18 protein-coding genes and 2 pseudogenes are annotated in these 24,752 nt (G+C 70.1%); 13 read left to right on the forward strand and 7 right to left on the reverse strand.

Translation table 11 applies throughout. The annotated features are described in order from the left end of the window. Positions 1-173 precede the first annotated feature (173 nt). The 3 genes and pseudogenes from ABH940_RS21710 to ABH940_RS21720 form a co-directional block, all read left to right on the forward strand. Entirely contained in the window at positions 174-626 is a 453-nt protein-coding gene (locus ABH940_RS21710) for a LysR family transcriptional regulator (RefSeq protein ID WP_370105999.1), read from the forward strand. Between the two features lie 568 nt (positions 627-1,194). After that, a complete protein-coding gene (locus tag ABH940_RS21715; RefSeq protein ID WP_370062207.1) occupies positions 1,195-2,064 on the forward strand; it encodes an LLM class F420-dependent oxidoreductase in 870 nt (289 codons plus the stop codon). Between the two features lie 168 nt (positions 2,065-2,232). Next, a pseudogene (locus ABH940_RS21720) lies at positions 2,233-2,367 on the forward strand (LysR family transcriptional regulator); the annotation flags it as partial. Between the two features lie 73 nt (positions 2,368-2,440). Here ABH940_RS21720 and ABH940_RS21725 read toward each other — a convergent pair. From ABH940_RS21725 to ABH940_RS21755, 7 genes and pseudogenes are all read right to left on the reverse strand, one after another. Beyond that, positions 2,441-2,899: pseudogene (locus tag ABH940_RS21725) on the reverse strand (FUSC family protein); the annotation flags it as partial. Positions 2,900-3,066: 167 nt separating this feature from the next. After that, positions 3,067-3,495, reverse strand: a complete 429-nt coding sequence (locus tag ABH940_RS21730; protein WP_370105990.1) for a DUF1269 domain-containing protein — start codon at positions 3,493-3,495, stop codon at positions 3,067-3,069. A gap of 583 nt (positions 3,496-4,078) precedes the next feature. Continuing rightward, the gene (locus ABH940_RS21735; protein WP_370062211.1) at positions 4,079-5,434 is read right to left on the reverse strand and encodes a glycoside hydrolase family 36 protein; all 1,356 of its coding nucleotides are present in this window, start codon (positions 5,432-5,434) and stop codon (positions 4,079-4,081) included. Positions 5,435-5,625: 191 nt separating this feature from the next. Then, entirely contained in the window at positions 5,626-6,378 is a 753-nt protein-coding gene (locus ABH940_RS21740) for an SDR family NAD(P)-dependent oxidoreductase (RefSeq protein WP_370062213.1), read from the reverse strand. A 17-nt stretch (positions 6,379-6,395) separates the two neighbouring features. Next, entirely contained in the window at positions 6,396-7,355 is a 960-nt protein-coding gene (locus tag ABH940_RS21745) for a dihydrodipicolinate synthase family protein (protein ID WP_370062215.1), read from the reverse strand. Position 7,356: 1 nt separating this feature from the next. Next, entirely contained in the window at positions 7,357-9,066 is a 1,710-nt protein-coding gene (locus ABH940_RS21750) for an IlvD/Edd family dehydratase (protein WP_370062217.1), read from the reverse strand. After that, positions 9,063-9,833, reverse strand: a complete 771-nt coding sequence (locus ABH940_RS21755; RefSeq protein ID WP_370062219.1) for a FadR/GntR family transcriptional regulator — start codon at positions 9,831-9,833, stop codon at positions 9,063-9,065. Before ABH940_RS21755 ends, ABH940_RS21750 begins: the two co-directional genes overlap by 4 nt. Before the next feature lie 209 nt (positions 9,834-10,042). Between ABH940_RS21755 and ABH940_RS21760 the strand changes: the two genes are divergently transcribed. The 10 genes from ABH940_RS21760 to ABH940_RS21805 all read left to right on the forward strand — a co-directional run bounded on the left by ABH940_RS21760 (position 10,043) and on the right by ABH940_RS21805 (position 24,460). Further along, a complete protein-coding gene (locus tag ABH940_RS21760) occupies positions 10,043-12,022 on the forward strand; it encodes a hypothetical protein (protein ID WP_370105991.1) in 1,980 nt (659 codons plus the stop codon). A 145-nt stretch (positions 12,023-12,167) separates the two neighbouring features. Next, positions 12,168-13,478: a sugar ABC transporter substrate-binding protein gene (locus ABH940_RS21765; protein WP_370105992.1), complete on the forward strand. Its 1,311-nt coding sequence runs from the start codon at positions 12,168-12,170 to the stop codon at positions 13,476-13,478. A 27-nt stretch (positions 13,479-13,505) separates the two neighbouring features. Next, positions 13,506-14,459: a carbohydrate ABC transporter permease gene (locus ABH940_RS21770; protein ID WP_370062225.1), complete on the forward strand. Its 954-nt coding sequence runs from the start codon at positions 13,506-13,508 to the stop codon at positions 14,457-14,459. Beyond that, complete coding sequence (locus ABH940_RS21775; protein WP_370062227.1) at positions 14,456-15,364, forward strand: carbohydrate ABC transporter permease; 909 nt, start codon at positions 14,456-14,458, stop codon at positions 15,362-15,364. Before ABH940_RS21770 ends, ABH940_RS21775 begins: the two co-directional genes overlap by 4 nt. 85 nt (positions 15,365-15,449) lie before the next feature. Next, positions 15,450-19,961, forward strand: coding sequence for an endo-alpha-N-acetylgalactosaminidase family protein (locus tag ABH940_RS21780; RefSeq protein WP_370105993.1), 4,512 nt, complete (start codon positions 15,450-15,452; stop codon positions 19,959-19,961). Between the two features lie 51 nt (positions 19,962-20,012). Beyond that, positions 20,013-21,224: a Gfo/Idh/MocA family protein gene (locus ABH940_RS21785; protein ID WP_370105994.1), complete on the forward strand. Its 1,212-nt coding sequence runs from the start codon at positions 20,013-20,015 to the stop codon at positions 21,222-21,224. Next, on the forward strand, positions 21,221-21,946 hold the full coding sequence (locus tag ABH940_RS21790; protein ID WP_370105995.1) for a bifunctional 4-hydroxy-2-oxoglutarate aldolase/2-dehydro-3-deoxy-phosphogluconate aldolase: 726 nt from the start codon (positions 21,221-21,223) through the stop codon (positions 21,944-21,946). The genes ABH940_RS21785 and ABH940_RS21790 overlap by 4 nt, the downstream gene beginning before the upstream one ends. Continuing rightward, the gene (locus ABH940_RS21795; protein ID WP_370105996.1) at positions 21,940-22,911 is read left to right on the forward strand and encodes a sugar kinase; all 972 of its coding nucleotides are present in this window, start codon (positions 21,940-21,942) and stop codon (positions 22,909-22,911) included. Before ABH940_RS21790 ends, ABH940_RS21795 begins: the two co-directional genes overlap by 7 nt. Positions 22,912-23,114: 203 nt before the next feature. Continuing rightward, positions 23,115-24,197, forward strand: a complete 1,083-nt coding sequence (locus tag ABH940_RS21800; RefSeq protein ID WP_370062237.1) for a lactonase family protein — start codon at positions 23,115-23,117, stop codon at positions 24,195-24,197. Between the two features lie 89 nt (positions 24,198-24,286). Then, on the forward strand, positions 24,287-24,460 hold the full coding sequence (locus ABH940_RS21805; protein ID WP_370062239.1) for a hypothetical protein: 174 nt from the start codon (positions 24,287-24,289) through the stop codon (positions 24,458-24,460). Positions 24,461-24,752: the final 292 nt, after the last annotated feature.

The following is a 24,752-nucleotide window of genomic DNA, read 5'->3' on the forward strand; positions in this document are numbered from 1 at the left end:
TGTTGCGGGGCCTCGCGAGCGCTCGCCCGCAACCCTGTCGAGACCGGGTAAGCCCCGCGCCCATCCGCCTGACGGTTCACCAGGGCGCGTGAAGGTGCCGGTCGGTCCGTCGGCGCCGATGGTGGCCATCCGGACGGCGGCCACCGCGCCTTCGGCGGGGTGCGGTGGCCGCGATGGCCGTTGAGGTCGGTGGCGACGTAGCCGGGGCAGACCGCGTTGACCTTGATGCCGTCCGGCAGCAGGTCTCGGGCGTACTGCAGGGCGAGGGCATGGCGCAGCTGCCGCTGTCCCGCGCCATCGCCCAGTTGGAGCGACGCATGGGCGTGCAACTGCTGGAACGCACCAGCCGGGCCGTGAACCTCACCGCCGCCGGCCAGGTCTTCCTGACGGAGAGTCGCAAAGCACTGGACGCGGTCTCGGCATCGGTCCGGCGCGCGCAGCGCGCGGGACGGACCGATCCGAAGCTCACGCTGGCGATGAAGCCCAACGGGGATGCAGGGCTGCTGGAGTCGATCCTGCAGCGCTACCACCGCGATCCGGATGCCGTTGACATCGACGTGACCGTCTGCGGCATCGGGAGCAGGCTCCGATTCTGCTCGACGGCAGGGCCGATGTCGCGTTCCTGACCGCGCCGTACGACGACCTCGCGGGCTTCGACACCGAACCGCTCCTGACGGGTCCTGAGCTGACGAGGCCTTGACAGCCAGGGCAACCGGCCTCGGTGTCTCCAGCAGATCCAGGGGTACGACGGCTGACCTGGCGAGACCTGGCGGCCGGTCAGCGATGACCCGTCGAGCCGCACACCCGTCCAGGTGGACTCGTACATCAGTCGGGCGCGTCTGCCGGCCGGGCATCGGGTCGGGTGGTGACCTTGGGTGGGCAGCTCCCGCTCAGACGGCTGAGGATGTCTCGTCACGCGCCGTGCTTTCGAGTTGATCGGTGCTCCGGCCGGGGCGCCGGCACGGTCACCGTCGAAAACCTCAACACCACCGGTCTGGGGACGTTCACCCGCTGAACGTCCCTGCGAACAGGGGCGGTCGCGCGTGCGCCGGCCGACGTTGCTGGAGATGCGACAACAGCGCGTCTCCGCCTGACGGCGTCTCGTTCGCAGGGCGGCGCACCCAGTCTGTCGCGGACGGCGTCCCGAGCTGGTCGTGGTCGCGGTCCGGTGCCGATAGTGAGGTCAGGTGGAGCATGCGGGTGGGTCTGCACGTGCTCGGTATCGGTGACGGTGCCCGTCCGGAGGTGATCCGGGCTGTGGCCACGGCCGCGGAGGCGGACGGCTTCGCGAGGCTGTGGTGTGGTGAGCACGTAGTGCTCGTGGACGCGCCTGCCTCCCGCTACCCGTACTCTGCGGACGGCCGGATCGCCGTCCCCGCGGATGCGGACTGGCTGGACCCGCTGCTCGCTCTGAGCTTCGCGGCAGCGGTCACCGGCCGGATCGGACTGGCCACGGGCGTCCTCCTGCTGCCCGAGCACAACCCAGTCGTGCTCGCGAAGCAGGCCGCCACGCTTGACGTACTGTCCGCCGGGCGGTTCAGCCTCGGGGTCGGGGTGGGCTGGTCGGCCGAGGAGTTCGCCGCCCTCGGCGTCCCCTTCGCCGGGCGCGGGCGGCGCACCGACGAGTACCTCGCCGCGATGCGCATCCTCTGGACCGACGACCCCGCCTCCTTCGCCGGGGAGTTCACCCACTTCGACGCGATCCGGGTCAACCCCAAACCGGTGCGCGGCGGTCGACTCCCGGTCCTGGTCGGCGGCAACAGCGATGCCGCGCTGCGCCGCGCGGCACGGCTCGCCGACGGCTGGTACGGCTTCAACGTGCCCATGGCCGATATTCCGGCGCGCGTCGCCGTTCTCGCCGACGAGCGCGCCCGCTTCGGCCGCACCCTCGACGATTTCGTGGTCGCCGTCGCGCCGAGCGAATGCACCCCGGAGCGTCTGCCCGAGCTCGCCGCCGCAGGCGTCACCGAACTCGTTGTCGTCGACGCACCCCCGACGGCTCCCGATCAGGCCGCGACGTGGGTCAGGGAACTCGCCCGAACATGGATCCGCTCAGGCGGATGACACGGAGTAGCTGTTGACTGGCCGTTCGGTCAGTGTTCGCCGGCACATCGAGCGGTCGAGCGGACACGGTCATTGGCCGGCAGGCCAGACCCCACTCCCACCGACGAGCCGGGCAAAAGCCCACACCCGCCCTCTCATGCATCTGCACCTGCCTCGGAGAGCGCGTGCCGAGCCCAACTGCACGGTGACCTCGCCGCCGTACCCGTGCTGGACGCGCCGAAGGTCACCACCGTCATCGCCTGGCCACCGCACAGCCGGTCCAAGGCCGTCGCCGACCTCGTCCGCACTGCGACACATCTCTAGGCGTTCTTGAGCCGCTCGGCGACCTTGCCGACGGCCTCGTCCTCGTCCTCGTACAGGTGCCGAAGCGCTTGAGCGCCTCCTGCGCCTCACGCGACGTCAGACCCCTGGGGCGGACCGGCTCCTGCTGTGCCCGGTCGTAGGCCTCCTGCCAGGCGGCGCGTGCGTCCCTGCTCGCCAGCAGTGCCCTGCGCATGTCGGCGCGATGCTCTCGGATCGGTTCGGCGTAGCTGCGGAGCACCGCGGCCGCGTAGCGGCCGTTGGCGGCGAGCCAGTCCGCAAGCCGACCCGGCAGCCGGGGCGTCTCCCACGCGGGGAACACCAGGTACGCCAGCATTGCCAAGGCCCCGCCGAGCAGGGTGAGCATCACCCGCTCCGGGACCGTCTGCTCCCACGCCTGGCCACCCATGCCGAGCAGAAAGACAACGTACGCGGCAGTGAAGCACTGGGAGTAGGCGTTGCCGGTACGGATCAGCGTGTACGACAGGCCCGCCGAGACCACCGCCAGCGCAGCGGACACATGGGCTGCTCGACCCGGCCGCACTCCGCGACCACCTCATCCACCAGCTCCGGAGGGAACGCGCGGGTCAACACCCCCAACGCGATCCGATCCGAGAACCGTTCACCCACCGACTTCACCTGACCGGGCCTTGGCACAACCCGTCCAACGACCAAGGCCCACCAAAGTCACCGGTATTGCATCTAGGCAGGCCCCTGGCCGCCGTCGGACGGTGCGCCGAAGGCAGCCCTGAGCTGATCTTCCTGCTTCACCGAAAGGTCGGAGCGCATCAACTCCATGGCGTGTCCCTCGAACGCCTTCGCGACGGCGTCGACCTCGCTATCGGTGCTCATCAGCACCAGCGCCGAGCTCCCCGGCGTCATGTCACCTTTCACCGAGTCGATCATCGAGCCGTCGATACCGGCCTTGCTGAACTTCTTGGCGAGCGAGGCAGCCTTACTGCCCTCGTCGGTCACGTGCTCCTGTACCTGGGGTGCCGCTGCGTACAGCGGCCAGCGGATCACAGCGACATCACGCAGGTCGATGAGCTCCTGGCCACCCAACTGCTTAAGCCTGAGGACCGCGTCATCGGCCTCTTCGGTGCCACGGAACCGCCATGCCGTTGTTGACATCGATTCACTCCTTCCGGCAGACCGTTTGATCGGGCCGCCGTGCCGATCCGTGCATCCCTCCGGGAGTCGCAGGACCCCCGCGGGCTGGCCGGAACGATTCCCGGCGTGGGAGGCCGGAACGGCCAGGTAGCCAGGGGAGCCAAGGTCGGAGTGTCGATGGCAGGCCTGCCGGTCCGTTCCTGTCTCGCTCGTCCAGGCTAACCTGATATGCCAGGCGTTTCATCTGAGACTCTCCAAGCGTCTCACCAGCACTTTTGTGCCTGCGGGGCAGCCTCTGTTCTACGGCGCAGCGCTCGCCACAGCGCCCTGACGACGAGCGCCATCACGCTGAGCGCCAGCGCTGCGAGGCCGAGTGCGATGGCGGTTGCGGCGAGCGCGAGCAGTTCGACGGTGACGATCCCGCCGGCCTCAAGTCAGGCGAGGATCTGGGTCGAGTGACCTGCGCAGTAGACGTCAAGCTCGGGGCTTGCTCCTGCGCTGTCGGTGTGCGAGGAGCAGGCCGCAGGCGGCCAAAGTGGCTGCGGCGGCCTCGGCGAGGACTGAGAGGGTCTTCATCTGGGACGCCGGAGTTGGAATCGCCCGTTCAGGGCGTGGACGGGACGAGCGGATCGGGCGTCGAGCGGGCCAGCAGACGTCGAGCGGTCTGCAGCCCCCAGTCGTCGAGGGAGTTCACGCGGTCGCTCAGGACTCGGATCCCTGAGTACTTCTCGATGTGGTGGGCCCACTCCTCGCGCCGCTCGACCTGGGGGCGGACGATGATGCAGTCGGGGTCGTTGTGCCAGAACCGGCCGTGCATGAACGCCCGTCCGCGCCCGCTGAGGACGGCGCCGGCCTGGGAGGGTTCGCTGATGTCGCGTTCGGGCGATTCGTAGGTCGGGGCGATGTCGCAGCTGATGCGCATACCGTCGAAGAGGCCCACCGAGGGCAGCAGCGGGGCGCCGCAGCCGAGCAGGGTGGCGTCCTTGCCGACGGCGTCGCGGATGAGGTCGATGCCCATCGCGTACGCCTGGAGCGCGGTGACGTCCTCGTGGCGGCGGCCGACACGGGCCGCGGAGGCGAGGAAGTCCAGTTTGAAGTAGTCGAAGCCGTGGCCGCGCCAGGTCTGGAAGACCTCGCGGAGGTAGGCTGCCGCCCCGGGGTGGGTGACGTCGAGGGCGTACAGGTCCTGCTCCCAGATGTGACCGGTCCACAGCGGCTCTGACCCGTCCGGGGTCCGCACCAGCCAATCCGGATGGTCACGGTAGACGTCGGAGCGGGCGCCGACGAACGTAGGGGCGATCCAGACACCGGCGCGCCGGTCGGAGGCGTGGATCCGGTCGACGAGGCCGTTGAGCGAGCTGAACCGGTCGGAGAGCTGGAGCCAGTCGCCGATCTCCTTCTGGAAGGCGTCGTCGACGGCGATCATGTCGATGGGGAGTTCATGCGCGTCGATGGCGTCGATGTTCTCGTACATGTCGCGCTCGGTGAGCTCGGTGAAGTACTGGTACCACGGGCACCAGCCGGTCGGGTAGCTCTCCGCGACGCGAACGCCCACCTTCTCCGCGTACCGGTCCGCCCAACGGGCCAGGACGCAGTCCAGGCCGCCCGGACCGTCGTCGACGGTGTGCTCGACTGCGCCGTCGGCGCTGATCTGCACGCCCCCGGCCTGTGCGGTGGCCCGGATGGAGGGGCACTCGACGCGGGCGTCGGGCGCCGCGAACACGTGGACGGGACCACCGTCCCCGGGGTCGACGGCGAGCAGCCCCTCACCCTGGAAGCCGGTGGCGGGCGCCGGGGTGTCGGCGCGGAAGACCGACATCTCGAACACCCGCCGCGCGGGCCGGGGGGAGGTGGCCGTGGCCGGGTAGGCGGCGCTGGGGCCGAACGAGGACCAGCCGTTCTCGAAGACACGCGTGCGGGTGGGATCGCACTCGACGAGTGCGACGGGAGCGAAGGGCATGGGAGTTCCAACTCTCGGGCAGATGGCGGCCGACGCGCGGCCCGCCTGTGTCTCGAAGGTGTCGGCGGGGGCCGGGCGTGGGTGAGGTCGGCGCGTGCCGATGCACGCGTCGTAGTCGGGGGCCGGGTGGCTCGCGCCGTCCGCGACGGGCCGGGCGGCGGCCGGGGTCCCGCTTGTCGCAGGGGCCCTGACTATCCGTCGTGGGGGTCCTGCATGAGCGCCGAGCGTCCGCCGTCGATGGTGAGGGAGGTGCCGGTGATGAAGCCGGACTCGTCCTGGTCGGCGAGGAAGCGGATGGCGCGGGCGACGTCCTGGGGGCTGCCGATGCGGTGCAGCGGGTGCAGGGCTTCGACGCGGGTGCGTTCGGTTGCGGGGTTGTCGAAGCCGGAGAAGTAGGCGTCGTTGATCGGGGTGTCGATGTAGCCGGGGCAGACCGCGTTCACCCGGATTCCGCGGTCGGCGAGTTCGAGCGCGAGGGACTGGGTCAGAGCGAGCACGCCGGCCTTGGCGACGTTGTAGGGGAAGATGCCCGGCATGGTGGAGTGGGCGTGGTTGGAGGCGACGTTCACGATCGCGGCGGGCCGAGCCAAGTGTTCGGCTGCGGCACGGGAGAGGAGCCAGACGGCTCGCAGGTCGAGGTCCAGGCAGTCGTTCCACTCGTCCAGCCCGGCCGGGAGCGTGCCGGCGAAGACGTTCGCCCCGGCGTTGTTGACCAGGACGTCGATGCGGCCGGTGTGCCGCAGTGCGAAGTCGGTGAGCCGGCGGCCCTCTGCGGGGTCGCGCAGGTCGCCGGCGAGGAAGTCGGCCTGGCCGTCGGCGGCTCGGATGCCGGCGGCCAGTTCGGCGCCGTCGTCCTGCCCGTGGCCGATGACGTGTGCGCCGCAGCCGGCGAACAGTTCGACGGTGGCCGCGCCGATGCCGCGGGTGGCGCCGGTGACGATCACTGTTTTTCCTGTCCAGCTCATGCGTTCTGCCCCAGCCGCTCGGTCGCCTCCGCCTGCGCGGCACCGCCGGGTCGCGGTCCCGGCAGCAGGTGGTCGGCGAACTCGTCCAGGAACCGGTCGATCATCGCTCGCTCTTCGGCGTCCAGCCGCCAGCCGGGCCGGCGGCACGTGTCGGAGGCGAACCAGCCGCGCGCTACCGAGACAGTCTTCTCCGCCGCCACGATGAGGTTCACGTGCTGCATCCAGTAGGCCAGGTAGGGCGCCAGCCGCTGGTGCAGTGCCTCCGCCCGCTGCTGGTCGCCGGTGGTCCATCGGTGCCAGATCTCCAGGTAGATCTCCACGAAGGAGCAGCCCGGTTGGACACCGACGGCGCCCCGGCGCAGCGCGTCGGGCAGCTGCAGTCCGGCGTACCCGACCAGGCTGGGCAGCGGCTGCGGCCGAGCGGCGAGGGCGGCGATGAGCCGGCCGGGTGGCTGTGACTCGACCTTGACGCAGGCCAGGTTGGGGTGTTCCGCTGCGAGTTGCTTGATGGACCGGGCGTCCAGGGCGGTGCCGGTCTGGGCGGGGGCGTACTGCAGGACGACGGGCAGCGGTGCCACGGCGTCGAGTACGGCGCGCAGGTGTGCCAGGACCTCGTCCGGGGGAGGGGCGAGGAAGTGCGGCGGCAGCAGGTTGATCGCCGCCGCGCCGTTCGCCGCCGCGTACTCGGCGTTGGCCACGGCGGTGGCCGTGGCGTGGTCGGGGACGGAGATGACGGCGGCCGGGCCGCCCTGGGCGCTGTGATCCAGCAGTATGTCGGTCAGGCGTCGGCGTTCGGCGTCGGTGAGGGTGTGGAACTCCGAGGCGAAGCCCGGGAACATGACGGACTCGACGCCGGCGGCCGTCATTGCGTCGATGACCCGGCCGAAGCCGGCCTCGTCGACGCTCTGGTCGGCGTGGAAGGGTGTTTCGAGGACCGGGCAGATTCCGTGCGGCATGTCAGAACGCCTTCTTCGGTGGGGTGTCGCCGCTGGAGCCGACCAGGAAGTCCAGGTCGACGCCCCGGTCGGCCTGAAGTACATGGTCGACGTACAGGCGAGTCCATCCGCGGTCGGCGGCCGGTGCGGGCGCGCTCCATGCCTCGGCGCGGGAGCGCAGTTCGGCCGGGTCGACCAGCAGGTCCAGGCGGCCGCCGGGGACGTCGAGGCGGACCGGGTCGCCGCTGCGGACGAGCGCAAGCGGTCCGCCGACGGCGGATTCGGGGGCGACGTGCAGGACGCAGGCTCCGAACGCGGTACCGCTCATGCGGGCGTCGCTGATGCGCACCATGTCGGTGACTCCGGCGTCCAGGAGTGCTTTGGGCAGGGGCAGGTTGCCGGCTTCGGGCATGCCGGGATAGCCGCGCGGGCCGAGGTTGCGCACGATCAGGACGGTGTCTGCGGTCACGGGCAGTGCGGGGTCGTCCGCCACGGCGAGGTAGTCCGACAGGGAGTCGAAGACCAGGGCCGGCCCGGTGTGTTGAAGGAGGTGCGGTTCGGCGGCCGAGGGTTTGATGACCGCTCCGCTCGGGGCGAGGCTGCCCTTCAGCACGGCGGTCGCGCTGCCTGCGGGCTGGACGGGATCGCTCAGAGTCCGTATCACCGTGGCGTCGTCGCTCTTCCGGGCCGCGTCCAGCAGGCTTGACCCGGTGACGGTGCGCACGTCGGTCCGCAGCAGGTCGCGCAGCTCGTGCAGGAGTGCCGGCAGTCCGCCGGCGTAGGCGAACTCCTCCATCAGGTACCGGCCGCTGGGCATCAGGTCCACAAGCAGCGGGACGTCTCGGCCGAGGGCCGCGAAGTCGTCGAGTTCCAGCGGCACACCGACCCGGCCGGCGATCGCGAGCAGGTGCAGCACGGCGTTGGTGGATCCGCCGATCGCGGCGTTGACGACGATTGCGTTCTCAAAGGCGGCGCGGGTCATGATGGTTGAGGGCCGCAGGTCGGAGCCGGCCAGCTCGACCGCGCGTGCTCCGGTCTGTTCGGCGAGCACGGTGCGGCGGGAATCGACGGCGGGCAGTGCGGCGGCGCCGGGCAGTTGCATCCCCAGCGCCTCGGCCAGGCAGGCCATGGTGGAGGCGGTGCCCATCGTCATGCAGTGCCCGGCGGAGCGGTTGAGGCAGGACTCGAACTCGGCGAAGTCCTCGGCGGTGGCCTTGCCGGAGCGCAGGTCCTCGGTCATTCGCCAGATGTCGGTGCCTGATCCGACGGTGCGTCCGCGGTAGCGGCCGTTGAGCATGGGCCCGCCTGTGAGCAGGACCGAGGGGAGGTCGACGCTGGCTGCTCCCATGAGCGCGGCAGGGGTGCTCTTGTCGCAGCCGGTCAGCAGCACGGCGGCGTCGAGCGGGTTGGCGCGCAGACCCTCCTCGACGTCGATGGCCATGAGGTTTCGGTAGAGCATCGACGTGGGCCGCACCAGCGGTTCGCCGGGTGAGAACACCGGGAACTCCAGCGGTACGCCGCCGGCCTGGAGCACTCCGCGCTTGACGGCCTCGGCGAGTCCGCGCAGGTGGGCGTTGCAAGGGCTCAGTTCCGACCAGCTGGTGCAGATACCGATGACAGGACGGCCGTCGAACTGGGCGGGGCCCAGGCCCATCGCGCGCAGGTGGTGGCGGGCGATGAAGCCGTTCTTGACGTCGCCCCCCAGCCATTCCTGGCTGCGCAGCGGGCTCATCGTTCGTCTCGCTTGGCGGCGCGCAAGTCCTGTTCGGTGTCCAGGAGGTGGTCGTCCATCGCGGCCGCGGCGGCGGCGGGGTCGCCGCGGCGGATCGCGTCCAGGACGGCGCGGTGGGCGGCGATTGTGGCGGTGTGGCCGCCTCCGCGCCGGGATCGGCCGGTGTAACTGGAGCGCCGCGAGTCCAGCAGGACCCCGCCGAGGGAGTCGAGGACGAGCTGCAGCATGCCGTTGCCGCCCAGTTCGGCGAGTTCGTGATGGAAGGCGATGTCCAGCGCGATGAAGCGGTCCGGGTCGGTGACCGCGTCGGCCATCGCGGCCAGCGTCAGCTCCGCCTTGTGGACGGTCACCTGGCCGTCGGCCACCCGCTCCGCGGCTCGCGCGGCGAGGGTCCCCTCGATCGCGCGGCGGGCGCTGACCAGGTCCTCGAACCGCAGTGACTCCTGCTGCAGTCGGAACTCCAGCATCTGTCCGAAGACCCGGGCGGACGGCACCGTGACGCGGGCCGGACGCCCCTGGCTGGAGACCAGGATCTCTCGCGCGGCCAGGATTCTGATCGCCTCGCGGACTGCGAGGCGGTTGACCTCGAAGCGGCGCGCCAGGTCGGCCTCAGCGGGCACCACGTCCCCCGGGCGCAGGTGCAGTTCCTCGATCAGCGCGACGATCCGTGCGGCCACCTGCTCGGCGACGGTGGCCCGCGCCGGATTCTGCGCCGGACTCGGGCTTTCGTGGGTGGCGGCCTCGTCGGCCGAAGCACTCTGGGTCATTCCAACCCCTCCCTCAAACTTAGCTGCGATGTTAGCCGAACGTGTCGCCCGACGCGAGAGTGATCGAAGCACTATTCCTGTGAACTGCGAACCCGTCACATCGACCCTTGACAACCTAGCTGCTAGGTAACAGGATCCCGGGACAACACCGGCTCGACCGAGCAGGTGGCACGACGTTGCTCCCGGTTGCGGGGGCGGAGGTGAGTCGGATGGGGACGCGGTATGTGCTGCGGGTCCAGGCAGACCCGGCCGACGATCCGGCTGAGGTCGCCGAGCGCATGGTGCGGCTGGCCGAGCAGTCCGGGGCCGACGAGCTGTGCGTCTTCCTGTTCGGCATGGAGTTCAACGACGGCAACCCGCCGCTGGAGCGGATCGAGCGCTGGCTCGACCGGACCAGGCCGTGGCGCGCGGCCGTGCGGTCGGCCGGCATCTCGGTCAGCCTGAACCCTGGCCACACCCTCGGGCACTGCGACTGGGGCCGCCCACGGCGCGACGACTGGCAGCCGATGGTCGACCAGCGCGGGACCCCTGCCGATGTGGTGGTCTGCCCGCTGGACCCGGGGTGGCGGGCGTACTTCGCCGAATCCCTGCGCCGCTACGTCGCCGAGGACCTGGACGCGGTCTGGATCGAGGACGACATCCGGCTGCACAACCACGCACCTCTGCAGTGGGGTGGCTGCTTCTGCCCGCTGCACCTGGCCGAGTTCGCCCGGGTGTCCGGCGTGCAGGCCACCCGTGAGGAGGTGGTCGCCGCCTGTACGGCCTCCGGTGAGCCGCACCCGTGGCGGCGGCTGTGGCTGGACATGTGGGAGCGCACCCAGCTCGAACTGGTCCGCTCCTGGCAGAAGATCGCCGCTGATCACGGTGTCCGGCTGGGCCTGATGTCCAGCAGCCCGGAGGCGCACGCGGCCGAGGGGCGGCGCTGGTCGGACTGGCTGGCCGGCTTCGACCTGCACCGGCCGCACTTCTGGGGCTACTCCGACGTCGGCGCCGAGGCGTTGCCCAGGTACGCGGCGCTCCTGGACGCCCAGCGCGCGCAGCAGCCGCCCGGCCTGGTCAGTTACCCCGAGATCGAGTGCTGGCCGTACGGGCAGTGGAACAAGTCCTACCGGCAGACCTTCGGCCAGATGGCGATCGCGCACATCCTGGGCTGCGACGGGCTGGCGATCAGTCTCTACGACTTCTTGACCAACCATCCCGACGACGAGCCCGGCCGCGCCGACTTCCTCGCCGACGCGCGACCGGCCCTGGATTGGTTGGCCGACACCTTCGACACCACGCTGCGCACCGTCGGGGTCGGCGTGCCCTGGTCGCAGGAGACCGGCCGGGCCGTCCGGCTCGGCGACCGCACCGGCGACTGGCGTGCACTGACCGTGGCACACCGCGAATGGGCCGGCTGGCTCGGCGCCACCGGCCACGCCGTCACTCTGCGAGGCGACGCGCCGGTCAACGCCCTGGCGGGCGAGTCCGCGTGGGCCTACGACGACGCCACCCTGCGGGGCTGGCTGGCCGGCGGTCTGCTGCTGGACGGCATCGCGGCGCGGGTCCTCGCCGAGCGCGGCTACGGGGAGCTGACCGGGCTGAGCAACGTGCGCGAGCTCGGCCCGTCGGACCCGCTGCCCGTGCGCGAGATCTGCGAGGACCCGGACTTCTCGTTGCGGGTGGGCGCGATGATCTCGGTCGACCCGCACATCAACGCCCATCCGGCGGTCGTCGTCGGCGATCCCGCCCCCGGCGCCCGAGTGGTGAGCCGGATGACGGACGGCGACGGCCGCCCGGCAGGCCCGGGACTTGTACTGCACCGCAACTCGCTGGGCGGACGCGTCGCGGTCTGCCCGTGGCCGGCCACCACAACGGTGCGGATGACCCCGCAGCGTGCCGCACAACTGTCCGCCGCAGTGGACTGGCTGAGCGCGGGAACCCACGCGCGGGTGTCCGGCGGTCCCTGGCTGGTTCCGCAGGTGCTGACCGACGGCACCCGCTGGCGGCTGGTGGTGTGGAACGCCGGCCCCGACGAAGTCGACGCGGTCACCGTTCGGCTGCCGGCCGGTATGCCCCCACCGACCGACTGCGTGCAGATCACCGCCTGTGGCAAGCGGCACTGGGTGGGATACGCCGACGGCGTGCTCGAACTGAGCCGACCGCTGAGGCAGTGGGAGTTCGCGGTCCTCACCGCGCAACGGCCCTGACCACCCCGGCACATGCGCACCCGCCCCGCCGCACCGCCGGCCGTTCGCGGTGATTCACGCAACGGCCCTGACAACCCCACAGATTTCCCTCCCATCGGCGCGCTGCAGCGAACTGTCGCGCGACCCCCTGACCATGGAGCAGACCATGAGATCTCGACGTCTGGTGTGTACGGCCGCACTGACCGCGGCGGCGCTGACCGCGCTTGCCGCCTGCGGCTCGGGCAGTTCGGCCGGCGGGGCCGGCGGATCCTCCGGCAAGCCGGTGAACATCACCTTCTGGGGGTGGGCACCGGGTTACGACAAGTCGGTGGCGCTGTTCAACGCCACCCACCACGACGTGCACGTGACGTTCCAGCAGACCGCCTCCGGATCGGGCGGCGGCTACGCGAAGATGCTGACCGCGGTCAAGGCGGGCAGCGCCCCGTGTCTGGCCCAGGTCGGCTACGAGACGCTCCCCACCTTCGCCGCGGCCGGCGCCCTGCAGGACGTCTCGACGTACGCGAACGCTTCCAGGGGCGAGTTCGTCCCCTGGACCTGGAACCAGGTCAGCATCGACGGCCAGGTCTACGGCGTGCCGGTCGACACCGGGCCGGAGGCGATGTTCTACCGGACCGACCTGTTCGCCAAGTACAAGCTGCCGGTCCCCACGACCTGGGCGCAGTTCGAGAGCGACGCGGAGAAGTTCCACGCCGCCGACCCGGCGAACTACCTCACCACCACCCCGCAGGACGCCTACGACCTGGCCGGGTTGGCGTGGCAGAACGGTGCCAAGTGGTTCGGCACGGCAGGCGACCAGTGGCAGGTCAGCACCACCGACGCCGCGACCCAGCAGGTGGCGGCCTACTGGCAGACGCTGCTGGACCGTCATCTCGCCAAGAGCGAGCCGACGCTGGACGTCGCATGGTTCGACGATCTCAACGCCGGGCACGTGGCGACCCTGATCGGCGCGGTGTGGAACGCGCCGCTGATCGCGCAGAACCTGCCCAAGCTGGCCGGCAAGTGGGCGGTCGCACCGATGCCGCAGTGGACGGCAGGGGCGAAGGCCGCGGGCAACAACGGCGGGTCGGCCACCGCCGTCCTCAAGGGGTGCGACCAGCCGCAGGCGGCAACCGAGTTCGCGACATGGATGAGCACAGACAACGCGAGCGTCACCAACCTGATCGAGAACACCGGCATCTATCCGGCGGCCACCAGCGGCCTCGACCTGCCTGCCGCCAACGCCACGTCGGCCTACTACGGCGGGAGCGACATCTATCCGGTGTTCAAGGAGGCCGCCGCCCAGGTCAACACCTCCTGGCAGTGGGGTCCGACGATGGACCAGGTCGAGTCCGACTTCACCGATGTGCTCAAGCAGGCCGGCGCCGGCCAGGGCACCATCCCGAACGGCCTGTCGACGGTGCAGTCCAAGACCATCGCCGCCATGAAGAACCAGGGCCTGTCGGTTGCCGGCCAGTAGACCTGACCCGTCGTCCGGAGGGACACCATGACGACCTCACTGACGCACGCGCCGCCCGAGGCGGCCCACCGAGGCAGGCCGGCGGCACGACGTGGCGCACACGCGCGCCGGGTCTTCTCCGCCGTCGGGTTCCTGCTCCCGTTCGGGGTGCTCTTCGCCGGCCTGATGATCGCGCCGATCTGCTACGCGCTGTACGAGAGCCTCTTCCGACTCCACCGCAGCGGACTGGGACTGAGCGCCCCGACGACCTCCTTCGCCGGCCTGGGCAACTACCTCACCGCCCTGAAGGACTCGGTGTTCACCTCCTCGATCCTGCGGGTGCTGCTGCTCGGCATCGTGCAAGTCCCGGTCATGTTGATCGCGGCGCTGATCCTCGCCCTGCTGCTGGACGCGCGCAGCACCCGCTTCAAGCGGACCTTCCGGCTGATCTACTTCCTGCCCTACGCCCTGCCCGGCGTGATTGCGGCGATCATGTGGTCGTTCCTGTACGCACCCGGGGTCAGCCCCTACGCCTCGGCGATCGCGCACCTCGGTGTGCATGTGGACTTCCTGTCCCAGCACATGGTGATCTTCTCGATCGGCAACATGATCACCTGGGCGTGGACCGGCTACAACATGCTGATCATCTACTCCGGCCTGCAGGCCATTCCGCCCGAGCTCACCGAGGCCGCGCACATGGACGGCTGCCGCGGTTGGCGGCTGGCGTGGCACGTGAAGATCCCCCTGGTGCGCCCCGCCCTGGTGCTGACCACGGTGTTCTCGATCATCGGCACCACCCAGCTCTACAACGAGCCCGCGATCCTGTACCGGGTCGCGCCGACCGTGACCTCGTCCTACACCCCGATCCTCGCCGCCCAGCACTCGGCGGACATCAACAACTACAACTACTCCGCGGCGCAGTCGATCATCCTGGCGGCCGTCACCTGCGTGCTGTCCTTCGGGTTCCTCAGGTTCACCCAACGCAAGGCGGCCGACGGATGACCACCACGACCACCCGACCCCGCAGCGCCGCCTCCCCGACCGGTCACCGGCCCGCGGTCCGCGGCATCCCCGTCGCTTCCGCCGCAGGCCGTACCGGCGCCATGCTCGTGATGCTGCTCGCGGCGCTGTACAGCCTGCTGCCCATCTGGTGGCTGATCGTCACCGCCACGAAGAACAAGGGCTACCTCTTCACGACCAACGGGTTCTGGTTCTCCCACTTCGACCTGTGGTCCAACATCCGCGACGTCTTCGACCAGGACAACGGCATCTTCGGCCGCTGGCTCCTCAACAGCCTCCTCTACAGCGCAGGCGGCGCGGCGACCGGCACCGTCATCTCCGTGATGGCCGGCTACGCCCTGTCGAAGTACGCCTTCCGCGGCCGGGACGCGGTCTTCAACACCGTGCTGGGCGCCGTCCTGATCCCCGCGCCGCTCTTCGCCCTGCCGCTGTATCTGATGTTCAGCTCGGTGCACCTGGTCAACACCCTCTGGGCGGTGTTCCTGCCCAGCATCGTCAGCCCGTTCGGCGTCTACCTGTCCCGCATCTACGCCAGCGCGTCGGTACCCGACGAACTCATCGAAGCCGGCCGCCTCGACGGCGCCAGCGAGGCCCGCATCTTCTGGCGGATCGCCCTGCCGGTGATGTCCCCAGCACTGGTGACCATCTTCCTCTTCCAGTTCGTCGGCATCTGGAACAACTACCTGCTGCCCGCGCTCATGCTCAGCAACGACCAACTGCAGCCCGTCACCGTGGGCCTGGCCGGCTGGCGCGCCGAACTCAACAACGGCGTCCCCTACAACGTCACCATCACCGGCGCGTTCCTGTCGGTCGTCCCGCTGATCGTGGCCTTCCTGGCACTCCAGCGGTTCTGGCGCTCCGGCCTGACCGCGGGCGGCCTGAAGTAGCCCGCCACGCCCCGCCACGCCCCGCCCCACCTCTGGCCTCGCCAGACCCCACCCACCGCACCAACTCAGTCACTGAGGAGCCCCCATGGGCAGCGGAACCACACGCCTGCCGAGAGCCGTGGCCGGCGCCACCGCCGGCGCCGTCCTGGCCTTCGGCCTCACGACGCTGACCGCACCGCCGTCCGCCGCCACGGCACCAGGCGTTGCGATCATCCGGTCCGGACAGCTCAGCGCCACCCTCGACCGCGCCTTCCCGCAGGCCGAGCAGTACCAGTACGGACCCGCCGGCCTGGTGTACGGGCACAACGGACCAGCACCACAGGTGGACATCAACGGCACCGCCTACACCCCCACGGTGACCTCCACCATCGCCGCCGACCACGCCGACTACCGGCTCGACTTCGCCGCGATCGACGTCAGCGTCAAGATCCGCATCTCGGTCCGTCAGGACGTACTGGACTGGAAGGTCACCGGCGTCACCGAGTCCGGCACCACCAAGGTGTCCACGTTCGCCGTCCCCGGCCAGAGCCTGCTCTCCGTGCGCGGCGACCAGCCCGGCGCCACGCTCGCAGACGCGACCGTCTACCGCACCGACTACGCGCCCGGCCCGGACCTGGACACCATCAAGGCAGTTGCCGACCTGCCGGTCCAGTCCACGCCGCAGACCGCCAGCATCGCCCTGCTCAACACCAGCACGGTCGCAGCCGCCCTGGAGTCCAACTCCCTCCAGAGCTACGGCAACCTCCAGGTGCAGACCACCCAGGCTGGCAGCGTCAAGCAGACCGGGGCCTGGTCGAACTCCTGGACCTACCGCGGTCCGGACGGCAAGGTCGTCGCGCCGCCGGAGGAGAAGGTCGTCTTCACCGGCGACCGCAACGGCGACTCAACCGTCGACTGGCAGGACGGGGCAATCGCGTACCGGGAGATCATGCCGGCGCTCACCGGTGCCGCCGAGACCAAGAACAACGTGGTCTCCCAGATCGCCCTGAACTTCGAGAGCCAGGCCCAGAACCCCTTCATCAAGACCCTCGACGACATCAAGAAGGTCGACCTGCTCACCGACGGCCTCGGCCAGTCGATCGAGCTGAAGGGCTACCAGGACCAGGGGCACGACTCGGCACACCCCGACTACGCCGGGCACTACAACCAGGCCGCCGGCGGCCTGACCGACATCAACACCGTGGTCAGCCAGGCCAAGAAGTACAACACCATCGTCGGTGTCCACATCAACGACGCCATGGCCTCCCCGCGCGCGAAGGCGTTCCGCTGGGACGACACCAGCGACACCAGCGCCCCGTCCTACATCTACGGCGACACGAACTACGCCCTGAACCAGACCAAGGACCTGGCGAGCGGCGACTTCGGCTCCCGCATCGACGCGCTGCTCAAGGACGTCCCCGGGCTCGGGTTCATCTACTCCGACGCGTTCTTCGCCGAGGACTGGGACGCGTGGAAGGAGGCCGCCACCGTCAACAGCCACGGACTGCCGATCTACACCGAGTTCCCCACCTACATGTGGCCGGACGTCGCCTGGTACCACGACTCCAACGAGTACAACGACGTCGGCATCAACAGCCAGATCCTGCGCTTCATCTACAACTCCGACACTGACGCCTGGATCCAGAACAGCCAGCCGATGCTCGGCGGGGAGCAGAACAACGCGAGCTTCATGGGCTGGCACAGCGCCAACTCGGTCAACAAGGAGATCACGCAGGTCTTCACCAACAACCTGCCCACCAAGTACCTGCAGAACTTCCAGATCACCCGCTGGCAGCCCAACGAGATCGACTTCACCGGCGGCGTCAAGACCACGATGAGCGGCAGCACGCCGCAGATCTGGAAGGACGGCGCGCTGGAGCGCGACGGCGACAACCTCTTCCTGCCCTGGTCCGCGCAGGGTGAGGAGAAGATCTACACCTACAGCGACAGCAGCGCCGCCCGCACCTGGACCCTGCCACGCGCCTGGGCCGACCAGCACGAGGTCACGCTCTACAAGCTCACCGACACCGGCAAGACCCAGGCCACCACGGTGCCCGTGCACGACGGCAAGGTGACGATCACGATCGCGGCCGACACCCCCTACGTCGTCTACCCGCAACACCCGATCACGCCGCAGCAGACCACCGCCACCGACAGCGACGGCAGCAACACCGGCACCCCCGTCCTCACCCACGACACGGCCCAGAACGTGGACTTCGGCGCCGGGACGCCCGTCAAGGACGGCGAGTTCTTCTCCCACAGCTTCGACGCGTGGAGGCCCTCCTCCTCGACCGGCGACACCAGCGGCGTGCAGATCGTCACCGACTCGAACGGCTTCCAGAACCTCAAGGTCAGCGGCCCCAAAGACGGGCAGGTCAGCCAGCAGGTGAACGACCTGCAGCCCGGGCAGACCTACGCCGCCTCCGCCTACGTCAACGTCACCGGCAATCGCAAGGCCACCCTGCAGGTCAGCGACTACGGCGGCCCGACCGTCCAGCAGTGGATCGACGCCCCGCCACCCGTACAGAACGACCAGGACAACCGGCTGGCCGGGCAGCGGTTCCAGCGCATCGACGTCCTGTTCACCATGCCCCAGCGCGGACACACCTCAGCGAGGCTCAGCCTGATCGGCGGCGCCGGCACCGGATCGGACGCCGTCCAGTTCACCGACGTCCGCATCCAGACCGACCCGGGCGGCAACGACCAGACCGGCGGCCACTACGCGACCGAGGACTTCGAGCACCCCATCGGTGGCAGCTTCGGCCCGTTCATCATCGGCCAGTCCAGCGAGCCGAGCGAGATCCTGTCCGAGAACAACCCCGGCTACACCCGGGACACCATCAGCGGCACGTACTCCCTGGAGACCATCAACAACGGCGCAGGACTCCAGTTCCGAACCTGGCCCGGCACACTGCGCCTCCAGCCGAACCACGTCTACCGGGTACGCATGGACTACCAGTCCGACACCAGCGGCCTGTACGACTTCCAGGTCGACACCGACGGCGTCACAACCCCGATCGTCGACCTGCCCCTGGCGCAGACCACCGACCGCGGGCTGACCAGCTCACCGCCGCCCGGCCCGAGCCCGAAGGGATGGACCGACAGCCTGCCGCCCCAGTACTCGGCCCCGCACGCCTCCATCGACACCACCTTCGCCACCGCCGCCACCGGTGACGCCTACCTCGCGCTCACGCAGAACTCCGACGCGCAGGGCGCAGCCACCCTCGACAACCTGGTGGTGGACGATCTCGGCCCGGCACCGGCAGCCGACGCCGGCAACGCACTGTCGACGCTGACCGTGACCCCGGCACAGTGGGCCAGCGGCACCACCACCTCGGCGACCGTCAGCCTCACCAACCACTCCGCGGAACCGATGACCGGACTGGACCTGTCGCTGACCTCGCCCAACGGCTGGGCGATCAAGCCCACCTCGAAGCCCGCCTCGACCGTCGCCGCCGGCGCGACGACCACCGCCACCTACGCCGTCGCCGTCCCGACCACGGCCCTCGCCGGCCACAACGTGCTCACCGCACACGCCGACTACACCTGGCACCGGCAACGGACCGGCGCGACCAGTTCGATCAACGCGGCGATCACGTACTCCTCGGTCGCAGCCGCCTACAACAACGTCGGCATCACGGACAACGCGAACACCAAGGCCGGCGACTTCGACGGGAGCGGCAACAGCTTCTCCGCCCAGGCACTGGCAACCGCAGGAGCGACCCCCGGCGCAACCGTCACCCACGACGGGGTCGACTTCACCTGGCCCGACGTACCGGCCGGCGCACCCGACAACATCTCCGCCCAGGGACAGACCGTGCTGCTCCACGGAGCAGGCCAGATCGCGGTCCTCGGCGCCTCCGCAGGCACCGGCTACGGCACCGCCACCCTCACCTACACGGACGGCAGCACCTCCTCGGCACAGATCGGGCTGCCCAACTGGTGCTGCTCCGACGTCCACGCCCACGGCGCGCAGCCGACCATCGACTCCGTCGGCGACAACGGACCCGGCGGGCCCGCCAACGCGGGCACCCACTACGACATCGCGTACAACACCATTCCCACCGACCAGGGCAAGACGGTCGCGGCGGTGACCCTGCCCAACGACCCGGCGCTGCACATCTTCGCCATGACCCTCAAACCCCTGGTCACCGCGCCGCCGACCGCCGACGTCTACGCCAGCGACCTGGAGTGGACCGGCAGCACCAACGGCTGGGGTCCGGTGGAGCGCGACCACAGCAACGGCGAGGACCTGGCCGGTGACGGCAACGCCCTCACCCTGGGCGGCACCGTCTACGCCAAGGGACTTGGCACCGTCCCCGTCTCGGACATCCCCGGCACCATCGACTACGACCTCGGCGGCAACTGCACCAGCCTGACCGCCGTCATCGGCCTGGACGACGAGGAGACGGGCACCGGCGGCTCCGTCAACTTCATGGTGGTCGCCGACGGCAGGACCGTCTTCAGCAGCGCAGTGTTCCGTTCCGGGACCCCCGCGCAGAGCATCACCGTGCCGCTCACCGGTGCCCAGCAGGTCGAACTGCAGACCGGAGACGGCGGCGACGGCATCGGCAACGACCACGCCGACTGGGCCGACGCGCAGTTCCACTGCTCCTGACCGCCACGCCACCGCCCCGAACGACCATCAACCGAGAGGAGCACCAACGCCATGGACGACCTGCGCCTGGGCGTCATCGGCCTCGGGCCGCGCAGCACCCTCGCCGACTACGCCCACCTGCCCGGTGGCGGCTCGCGCATCGTCGCCTGCTGCGACACCGACCCGCGCATCCTGCGGGCCGAGTCGGCCCGGTTCGGCCCGGACATCGCCGCTGTGCCCGACCTCGACCGAATGCTCGACCTCGACCTCGACGGTGTGTTCGTGCTGACGCCCGACGACACCCACGAAGAGATCGCCCTGCGGCTGCTGGCGGCCGGGGTGAACGTCTTCCTGGAGAAGCCGATGGCGATCACGGTCGAGGGCTGCGACCGCATCCTGGAAGCGGCCCGGAGGCACCGCGTCCGGCTGTACGTCGGCCACAACATGCGGCACATGCCGGTCGTGCAGACCCTGCGCGCTCTCCTCACGCAGGGCGCCATCGGCGAGGTCAAGGCGATCTGGTGCCGTCACTTCGTCGGCCACGGCGGGGACTTCTACTTCAAGGACTGGCACGCCGACCGCACCCGCACCACCTCACTGCTGCTGCAGAAGGGCGCCCACGACCTGGACGTCATCCACTGGCTGGCGGGTGGCGTCAGCCGCCAGGTGACGGCGCTGGGGGACCTTAGTGTCTACGGCGGCATCACCGACCGCGCGGACCGCTCCGGCCAGCGGATGAGGGACTGGTTCGACCCCGACAACAACTGGCCGCCGGCCTCCCTGACGGGACTCAACCCGGTGGTCGACGTCGAGGACATCAGCATGATGCTGATGCAGCTCGACAACGGCGTGCTCGCCAGTTACCAGCAGTGCCACTTCACCCCCGACTACTGGCGCAACTACACGGTCATCGGCACCGAAGGACGCATGGAGAACTTCGGCGACGAGAGCGGCGCGCAGGTGAGGGTGTGGAACCGACGCTCCAACTACCGGGCTGAAGCCGACATCACGGTCGTGGTCCCCCCGGCCTCGGGCGCGCACGGAGGCGCGGACAGCGAACTCGTGGCGGAGTTCTGCGCGTTCCTGCGGGACGGCGTCCAGACCCTCACCTCGCCGGTCGCCGCCCGTGAGGCGGTCGCGGCCGGATACGCGGCGACCGCGTCTCTGCGCGCGGGTGGCCGACCCGTCGCCATCGAAGCGGTGGGCGACGCGATCGGCGAGTACTACGCGGCCGGGCAGCCCGGTGCATGCCGGCCGACAGCGCACGCGGGCGGTGTGTCGTGACGACCGACGTGTACGACCTGCTCGCCCAGGACCGGGTGCTCGCCATCGTGCGCTACCGCGACGGCGCCCACACCCTCGACGCCCTCCGCGCCCTGGCCGCGGGCGGGGTACGGCTTGCTGAGGTGACCGCCACAACTCCCGGTTGGCTGGACGCGATCGGTGCCGCGACCGACGAAGGGCTGGTCGTCGGAGGCGGCACGGTCACCACACCCGCGCAGGTGCGGGACGTGGCCGCGGCCGGCGGCCGCTTCGTCGTCTCACCCGGCCTGGACGCCGACGTGGTCACGGCGGCGCTGCGGGCCGGACTCGAACCCCTGCCGGGGGTGTTCACCGGCACCGAGGTACTCGCCGCCACCCGTGCCGGAGCACGCCTGCTCAAACTGTTCCCCGCCAACACCCTGGGCCCCGCACACCTGGCACAGCTCCGGGCACCGTTCCCCGCCACCGCCTTCGTACCCACAGGCGGCATCACCCTCGGCGACATCGGCACCTGGCTGGAAGCAGGCGCGTTCGCCGTCGCCGTCGGCGCACACCTGGTCGGCCGCACCGCCCCCGCCGATCCGTCCGCCCTGCGCGACCTCACGCAGCGGGCCGCACACGCCCGCGCCACAGCGAATCCCGAACGGGGAACACACGCGGGCACATCCGCTCTGCGGCACCTGACCGTGCGGGCCGCACCGGCCCGCGCCACGGCGAATCCCGAAGGAGGCGCCTCATGCTGACCACCCCACGACCGGCGGGCGGCGCGGTCACCCTCGGCGAGGCGCTGGCCACCGCGACAGGCACGCAGCCCGGGACGCCGACGGCAGGATCGCCGCTGCGCCTGTCCTTCGCCGGCGCCGAGTCGAACGTGGCGATCGGCCTCGCCCGCCTCGGGCACGCCGCCACGTGGATCGGCCGACTCGGCGACGACGACCCGGGCCGGATGGTGCTGCGCGGCCTGCGCGGCGAGGGCGTCACCGTCCCCGCCACACGGACCGCGGAACCCGCCCCGACGGCGTTCATGCTCAAGCAGCAGCGCACCGCGGACCGGGTGTTCGTCACCTACTACCGCACCGGTTCCGCCGGGTCCCGACTCGACGAGGGCGACGTGGATCCGCAATCGATCTCCTCGGCGGCTGTCCTGCACGTCACCGGCATCACACCTGCCCTCGGCCCCGGCCCTCGCCGCGCCGTGCAACGGGCCCTGGAAGTGGCCCGCGAGCACGCCACACTGATCAGCCTCGACGTGAACTACCGGTCCGCGCTGTGGTCGCCGCGACAGGCCGCTTGTGTACTCGGTCCTCTCGCGGCCCATGCGGACGTCGTATTCGCGGGATCCGAAGAACTCGACCTGGTCACCGACGCCGGCTCGCGGACCGCCCAGCAACGTGCCGCGGACCTGCGCGCGAACGGGGTGCGCGAAGTCGTCGTCAAGGACGGTGCCCGGGGTGCCTGGGCCCTCCACTCGGAAGGGCTCACCCGCGTCGCGGCCCGACACGTCACCTGCGTGGACCCGGTAGGAGCGGGTGACGCGTTCGCGGCAGGCTACCTGTCCGCACTGCTGGACGGTCTGCCCGTCCCGGACCGGCTGGAGCGCGGCACCCTGTGCGGCGCGGCGTGCGTCTCGACCCGGGGAGACTGGGAGGGCCTTCCGCACCGTGGCGAACTGGCCATGCTTGCCACCGCCGACAACGTGAGGCGATAGGCCAGGGCCCAGAAGAACTGAGGCGACTCGCTGCCACGGTGATTGCGCCGGGTCCCACGGTGGTAGGGCGCGCCGGAACCGTTCGTGCGCCGCACTGCCCGGCGACGCCGCGCAGATCGCGCGCGGCTACCCGGGCGGCGCGGGCCAGCCTTGGACGGTACCGCCCAGACCCCTCCTCCTCCCACACGGAAGGCAACAAGCCAGTGCACGACCGGACCGTCCTGCCTCTCATCGTCGGCAGCTACACCGAGCAGCTCCCACATGTCGAGGGCAAAGCCGAAGGCCTTCTCGCAGCCTGGTTCGACACCACGACCGGCAGGATCAGCAGCGTCAGCACACTGATCACGGCACGGAACCCGTCGTTCGTCGCACTGTCCCCATGCGGTTCAATTCTCTACGCCGTGAACGAGGTCCGAACCTTCCAAGGCGTCGCAGGCGGCGGTGTCGAGGCCTTTGCGCGCGATCCCGTCTCCGGTGCACTCAGCCGGCTGAACACCCGGCCGACCGGCGTCGACCCCTGTCACCTCGTCGTGGACCCGACCGGCCGGTTCGTGTTGACAGCGAACTACGGCGACGGCTCGGTCACGGTATTCCGCATCGAGGACGACGGCAGACTGGGGGAGCCCACCGACCAGGTCCGCCACCAGGGCCGGGGTACGGATCACAGCAGGCAGGCCGGTCCACACGTCCACATGATCGCCTGCACCCCCTGGGCCGGCGAGGTACTGGTCACCGACCTGGGCCTCGACCAGATCCGGGTCTACTCCCTTGACGCCAGGGGCCGTCTCACGCCCCGCCCAACAGCGCGCATCGACACACCACCAGGTGCCGGACCGCGCCATCTGGCTCTGTCACCCGACGGGATACACCTGTTCGTCGTCAATGAGCTGGACAACACCGTGCTCACCCTCCGTCGGAGCGACAACCGCTACCAGCAGAGCCATCGCGTCTCGACGTTGCCTGCGAACTTCGACGCACACAACCGGACCTCCGCGATCCGGGTCACGCCATCGGGTCGGCTCGTACTGGTGGCAAATCGGGGCCACGACAGCATCGCAATGCTGCGCTTCGACGAACTCGCCGGCACACTGCGTCTCATCGGCACCGCACCCATTCCAGGCCAAGAACCGCGCGACCTCGTGGTGACCCAGGACGGGCGCCACGTGATCGTCGCCGCCCAGGAAAGCAACCTACTCGTCTCCTACGAACTCGATGAGGAGATCCCAGAGCTGCGCATGGTTCACTCGGTTCCAGCACCGAGCCCGTCCAGCGTGTTCCTCGGCTGACTGGCGAGGCCAAAGTCCCGGCGCCGACCAGGCGGAACCCGTGCGGAGCAGGGACGACCGCCCACGAACACGCCGCTGCCCCGGACCGGGTGGTCGGCGCTGCCGGCGAGATCGAGCAGTTCCGCGGTGAACTCAGCCTCTGGGTCGGACTGCTGGTTCCACAGCGTGAACGCACCCTGCAAGGCATCGACGCCGAAGCCGTGTGGGCGCTCGACGCGACTGCGGACATCGGCGGCCTCCAAGGCCAGTCCCACCGCCCGTAGTCATTGAGGAGGGCGACCCCGTGCCCGGGGCAGTGGATCGTCACGTTCTCCAGAACGTTGTCCCGGTCAACCGCACGCCCCTTCGTGCCGAACTCGAACGTGCCGCCCCGCAGCCGCACTCCCGGCGCCAGCGTGATCGGCGGAGGCACGCACCGGCACCAACGCCAAGCTCCCTGGCCGGCTGGCCGGCTGTGAGCGTGGAGTCAGTCGAGGTTGAGGCGTTTGTTGAGGGCCTCGCCTGCGGGCAGGGTGTCGATGAGCTTGTGCAGGAATTCGAGGACCGCGTCGGTCT

Source organism: Streptacidiphilus sp. BW17, from assembly GCF_041262485.1.
In the GTDB taxonomy this organism is placed as follows: domain Bacteria; phylum Actinomycetota; class Actinomycetes; order Streptomycetales; family Streptomycetaceae; genus Streptacidiphilus.